The sequence below is a fragment of the Kitasatospora sp. NPDC093558 genome, from assembly GCF_040683475.1.
Lineage (GTDB): Bacteria > Actinomycetota > Actinomycetes > Streptomycetales > Streptomycetaceae > Kitasatospora.
Window position 1 is genome coordinate 1 of sequence record NZ_JBFBDY010000413.1, and the last position, 5,685, is coordinate 5,685.

Genomic DNA, 5,685 nt, shown 5'->3' on the forward strand with positions numbered 1-5,685 from the left:
GCCGGTCACGGACCGACACACCCGACGGCCCAAGGGAAACGAACGGCGCGTCGATCCGCCGCAGCGTCTTCCTCTGTGACCCAGCCACGCCAACCCCCTCCCAACCCGTGCCACCACCCTGGCACACGCCACTGACAGTCGCCTCATCCACCCAACAAGCCTCGATCGAAAACAAACTCATGGACACCCAAGCGCACCAAACGACCTCAATCCGCAGCAGTTCACCACCCCCAGAAACAGCATGGTGGCTGTCTAGCAGCCGCCATGCCTCCGCGGCCAGAGGTGCGCGCCGCTCGTTGCCGCGCCTCGGGGCCAAAGGCACCAGTCTCGGTGACCAGGCCTCTGCCGTCAGTCCGGATCGTTCCGGGTTCCGCGCCGTGCGGCGCGTGACTACCGTCCCAACCGCTCGACCACCGGGCGGTCCGGACGGGCCGCCGTCCCGCGCGTTCCCTGGAGGCCACGTTGACCGCCCACCACCCCACCCGCAGGAGCATCCTCAGGACCGGCGGCGGGCTCGGCGCCGCACTGGCGCTGGGCGCCGCCGGCTCGCTGGCCTCGGCGGGTCCCGCGGCGGCGGCCGGCGACGGCTTCGGCCTGAGCATCGTGGACCGCAACGAGAGCGACCCGCGGATGTGGTACTACCGCTTCCGCACCGCGGCGATCGGCTGGAACCCCGGCGTGAACGTGCTGCTGCCGGACGACTACCAGTGGAGCGGCCGCACGTACCCGGTGCTGTACCTGTTCCACGGCGGCGGCACCGACCAGGACTTCATCACCTTCGACCGGGCGGGCGTCCGCGACTGGACCGCCGGCAAGCCGATCATCGTGGTGATGCCCGACGGCGGCCACGCCGGCTGGTACTCCAACCCGGTCAGCTCCAACGTGGGCCCGCGCAACTGGGAGGAGTTCCACATCAACCAGCTGCTGCCCTGGGTCGAGGCCAACTTCCGCACCTACGCCGAGTACGACGGCCGCGCCGTGGCCGGGTTCTCGATGGGCGGCTTCGGCGCGCTGAAGTACGCTGCCAAGTACTACGGCCACTTCGCCTCGGTCAGCGCCCACTCGGGCCCGGCCAGCCTGCGCCGGGACGGCGGCCTAGTGGCGCACTGGGCCAACGCCTCCTCCGCCGCGCTGGACCTGAACGGCGGGACCGTCTACGGCGTGCCGTTCTGGGACCAGGCGCGGGTGACCGCCGACAACCCGGTGGAGCGCATCGAGAGCTACCGCAACAAGCGCGTCTTCCTGGTGGCCGGCACCAGCCCGAACCCCGTCGACTGGTTCAGCACCGTCAACGAGACCCAGGTCCTCGCCGGGCAGCGCGAGTTCCGCTCCCTGCTCGACCGGGCGGGCATCCCGTACGACGCGCGTGAGGTGCCCGGCGGCCACGAGATCCGGCCGGACATGTTCCGGCAGGACCTGGACGGCATCATCGACCGCCTGCGCAAGGCGTGAGGGCGGCTCCGGTGCTGTCCTCCCTGCTCCGGCGCGCTTCGCGACCGGCCGTGGCCGCAGCCGCCCTGCTGCTGCCGGTCGCCGCGCCGGTCTCCCCCACCGCCACCGCCGCCGTCGCCGGTTTCGCCGCCTCCTGCCCGGCCGCCGGCTACCTCTCCCAGGGCTACTCCCCCGAGCACAACGGCATCGACATCGCCAACGACTACGGCACCCCGATCTACGCCGTCGGCGACGGCGAGGTGACGGCCTCCGGCCCCGCGCAGGGCTACGGCCAGTGGATCCGCATCCTGCACCCGGACGGCACCATCACCGAGTACGGGCACATGAAGCAGCGGGACGTGGCCACCGGCGACCACGTGACGGCCGGCCAGCGGATCGCCCTGATGGGCAGCGAGGGCCAGTCCAGCGGCCCGCACCTCCACCTGCGGGTCTGGGCCGACGCGAACGGGACCGTCCGCACCGACCCGATCCCCTACCTCGCGGAGCGCGGCATCTCGGTGCCCTGCACCCCGGGCACCGGGCCGCGCCCCGCTCCCGTGGCGTACCCGGCGCAGTCCGGACGGGTGGTCTCGGCGCGTTCGGCGGACGGCCGCCTTGAGGTGTTCGCGGCCGGTGCGAACGGCGTCTCGCACGCCTGGCAGAAGGCGGTCAGCGGCGCCTGGTCCGACTGGGAGTCGCTCGGCGGCCCCGGCGGTTCACAGTTGGCGATCGGCGCGGACGCGGACGGACGGCTGGAGATGTTCGCCCTCAACGGCAGTACGCTCCAACACCGTTACCAACTCCAGCCGTCGGGAACGTGGTCCGGCTGGGAGAACTTCGGCAGCGGCGGACACAACCTCGCGGTCGGCGCCAACAAGGACGGCAGGCTCGAAGTCTTCGCCTCCGGCCCGGTCGGCGTCTTCCACCGGTACCAGAGCGCGCCCAACAGCGGTTGGTCCGAGTGGGAATCGGCCGGCGGCGGCCCCGCCAACAGCGAGATCGGACTCGGCAAGTCCCCCGACGGGCGACTCGAAGTCTTCGCCCTCAACGGCACCACCTTCCAGCACCAGTGGCAGACCGCCGCCAACGGCGCCTGGTCCGCCTGGGAGACCTTCGGCGGAGGCGGACACGACCTCACCGTCGACCACAACCAGGACGGCCGCCTCGAAGTCTTCGCCTCCGGCCCCACCGGCGTCTTCCACAAGTACCAGACGAACCCGACCACTTGGTCCGACTGGGAAGCCGCGGGCGGCCCGGCCGACTCCCAACTGACCAGCGAGCGCTCGCCGGACGGCCGCGTCGAGGTGTTCGCCATCAACGGCACCACCGCGCAGCACCTCTGGCAGACCGCCGTCAACGCCCCGTACGACAAGTGGGTCGCCTTCGGCGGCGCGGGCACCGAGATCACGGCGGCGGCCAACGCCGACGGCCGCATCGAGGTGTTCGGTACCAGCAGCGCCGGCGTCTACCACAAATGGCAGACCGGCTTCGCCACTTGGTCCGACTGGGCCTGGCTCAACACCACCGCCGGCCCCGCCGTCGGCTGACGACCTCTCGACGCGCCCGGTCCCCGGTCGGGCCGGGGCCGGGCGCCTCGGGGCGCAGCGTCAGGCGCGGCAGCGCAGCATCGTCAGCGGCGGGTTGGCGACGTAGTCGGCCCAGAACTCCTCGCCGTACTCGCGCACACCCGCCTCGGAGATCTCCATGGGCACCCAGGTGATCTCGGTGAATCCGGCCGCCCGCAGGGAGTTCTCCAGGACCTCGCGGCGGGGCGGGTTCGCGACGAACGAGATCGGCGGGTCGAGGAGCGCGGTGAGCCGCTCGCGCGGCCCGATCTCGGTCTCCTCCCCGAGCGACTCGCACAGGAAGCCGTACTTGGCCAGGGACGGCCCGTCGAACCGGAAGTCCGGGTTCTGCGTGAAGACGAAGAACTCGGCCCCGTCCACGAGGCTCCGGTGGATGTTGCGGCACATCCGCTCGATGGTGGCGACCTGGTCGGCGTAGTTGAAACACTGGACCGCGACCGCGAGGTCGAAACGCTCCTCGTAGACGGGCAGTTCGGCGACGTCGCCGACCTCGTAGTCCACCCCGAGCGGGTCCTTGTCCTCCAGCGCCCGGGCCGCGCCGACCATCTCGGAGGAGATGTCGACGCCGAGGACGCGGGATGCGCCCCTGCGCTTGAACTCCCGGCTGTAGAAGCCGGTCCCGGAGGCCAGGTCCAGGATCGACTTGCCGGTCACGTCGCCCACCAGGGCGAGGAAACCGGGCACCTCCCCGTAACGCGTCAGCGGAAGGGTCTTGAAGCCCTCGAAGGCCTCACCGATCTCGTCGTACAGCTGACCGGTCATCATGCTCCCCGTCTTTCGCAGGGCCTCGGCCTTCCGTGCAGGCCGGAGCTCCTGATGGGAAGTCTCGCGCCCGGCCGCCGAAGCGTCGTACTGGCGGAAACCACAAATATGCCGCAGCTACAGCCGACGTTCTCGTGGCGTTCGCGCCGGACGGCTGGTGGACGGTCCGGGCGCGCTGCGAGCGGCCGTTCGGGTGGACTGGGGCGGGAGTTCGCGGCGGCGGCGCAGCGGGGAGAGGAAGACCGGCAGGAAGGCCGTCGCAATCAGAGCGCCGCCCGTCCACAGGGCGAGGTGCAGGCCGCCGACCTGGCCGATCGCACCGGCGATCGCGGAGCCGACGGCGAGGGCTCCCGTCAGCAGGAAGCGGAAGGTGGCGTTCATCCGGCCGAGGAGGGGGTCGGGAGTCATGCGCTGGCGCAGGCTGACGCCGAGCACGTTGTCCATGCCGATCTTGAGCATGGCCAGGAGCCAGCCGCACCCGGCGAGCCAGAGCCAGGCACCGTGGCCGATCAGGGGCACCAGGAGGCCGGTCGGTGACAGGCAGAGACCGGCCAGTGCGAGGGTGCGGCCATGGCCGAGCCGGGCGGCGAGCGGGCGGGCGCAGCGGGCGCCGAGCAGGAGGCCGGCCCCGCCCGTGGCCCAGAACAGGCCCAGGGCGCCTGCGGACAGGCCGAGTTCGCGCAGGAAGAGGATCGGGAGCGTGGTGTTGACGATCTGCGAGCCCAGGTTGGCGAGGGTCGCGGTGAGTGCGAGGGCGCGGAGCTCCGGGTTGCCGAAGACGTGGCGCAGGCCTTCCGCGATCTGGGTGCGCAGCCGGTCGGGCCGCCCGGGGGCCGGGGAGGCCGGAGTGCGGCGCAGCGCGGTGAGTTGGACGGCGGAGGCGAGGTAGCAGAGGGCCGTGGCCGCGACGGCCGCCGGGGCCGTCAGCACCTGGACCAGCCCGCCGCCCGCGCCGCGCCCGGCGACGTTGCCGAGGGCGATGAGGCTCACGACGGCGGCATTGGCGCGGACGAGCCCATCCCGGCCGACGAGTTGCGGCAGCACGCTCTGCGAGCCGATGTCGAAGAAGACGGTGGCGACGCCGTTCGCGAGCACGACCGAGTCCAACTGCCAGAGCGTGAGCGCGTGTTGCCACCATGCGAGCGGCACGGATGCGAAGAGCAGCGCGCGGGCCAGATCGGCGGCGATCAGCACCCTGCGGTGGCGCAGCCGGTCCACCCACGCCCCGGCGGGCAGGCCGATGAGGAGGAAGGCGGCCGTGCCCAGCGCCCCGAGCAGACCGGCCTGGGCCGGAGTCGCGTCGAGGGCGGAGACGGCGATGAGCGGGACGGCGACGTAGCTGACGTTGGTGGCGAGCTGGCTGAGCGTGGTCGCCGCGAAGAGGGTACGGAAGTCCGGTACCTGCCATGGGGATTGGGGCTGCGTGGCCATCGTTCGACGACGGCCATCCCCATGAGGGCGCTCCAGGCTTACAGTTCTCATGGAAGGAACGCTGCCCGGGGCGATTCGACAGCACAAGCGAAAAGATCTTCATGACCTTTTAGCTGGGCTACATCCTCAACGTGGGGCAGCAGCGCCGGACGACGGGGGGTCGATCATGCGGCGGTGGTCCAAGCCGAGCAGACTGGTAGTACTGATCACGGTGCTGGGACTGGCGGCGGGCGGGCTCGCCTGGTGGCTGAGGTCCAGCCCCGGGCCGGAACCGGCCCACCTGTTCGTCTACCCGACGCAGTACGTCAAGGAGTCGCCCAGGCCCAGCCGCGAGCTCTCCGCCGCGATCGACCGGCTGGTGACCGACCGGACCAACGCCGGCCAGGGTCCGGCCGGCCGTGCCCGGGGCCTCCCCCACAGCGCCGACACCGCCCCCCGCCGCCTCAACAACAAAGCCCGCCCCGTGGGACTCCTC

5 protein-coding genes are annotated in these 5,685 nt (G+C 71.7%); 3 read left to right on the forward strand and 2 right to left on the reverse strand.

Annotated elements, in window-relative coordinates; translation table 11 throughout:
* Positions 1–462: 462 nt before the first annotated feature.
* Together AB0O00_RS27770 and AB0O00_RS27775 are read left to right on the forward strand one after the other, a co-directional pair.
* Positions 463–1,452 carry an esterase family protein gene (locus AB0O00_RS27770; RefSeq protein ID WP_363656274.1) on the forward strand — a complete coding sequence of 330 codons (990 nt, stop codon included), beginning with the start codon at positions 463–465 and terminating at the stop codon, positions 1,450–1,452.
* A gap of 50 nt (positions 1,453–1,502) precedes the next feature.
* Positions 1,503–2,978 carry a peptidoglycan DD-metalloendopeptidase family protein gene (locus AB0O00_RS27775; protein WP_363656276.1) on the forward strand — a complete coding sequence of 492 codons (1,476 nt, stop codon included), beginning with the start codon at positions 1,503–1,505 and terminating at the stop codon, positions 2,976–2,978.
* 60 nt (positions 2,979–3,038) lie between these two features.
* Here the strand turns inward: AB0O00_RS27775 and AB0O00_RS27780 are convergent, their stop codons facing one another.
* Both AB0O00_RS27780 and AB0O00_RS27785 read right to left on the reverse strand, forming a co-directional pair.
* A complete protein-coding gene (locus AB0O00_RS27780) occupies positions 3,039–3,779 on the reverse strand; it encodes a class I SAM-dependent methyltransferase (protein WP_363656282.1) in 741 nt (246 codons plus the stop codon).
* A 117-nt stretch (positions 3,780–3,896) separates the two neighbouring features.
* Positions 3,897–5,210 carry an MFS transporter gene (locus tag AB0O00_RS27785; protein WP_363656278.1) on the reverse strand — a complete coding sequence of 438 codons (1,314 nt, stop codon included), beginning with the start codon at positions 5,208–5,210 and terminating at the stop codon, positions 3,897–3,899.
* Positions 5,211–5,376: 166 nt separating this feature from the next.
* On the opposite strand from AB0O00_RS27785, the gene AB0O00_RS27790 reads away from it, so the two are divergent.
* Positions 5,377–5,685 (forward strand): hypothetical protein (locus AB0O00_RS27790; RefSeq protein ID WP_363656280.1); only part of this gene is annotated, 309 nt, incomplete at its 3' end.

Excerpts from the sequence above, each read along its gene's own strand:
- AB0O00_RS27785 (WP_363656278.1), bottom strand. The coding sequence starts at position 5,210 with ATGGCCACGCAGCCCCAATCCCCATGGCAGGTACCGGACTTCCGTACC.
- AB0O00_RS27780 (WP_363656282.1), bottom strand. The coding sequence starts at position 3,779 with ATGACCGGTCAGCTGTACGACGAGATCGGTGAGGCCTTCGAGGGCTTC.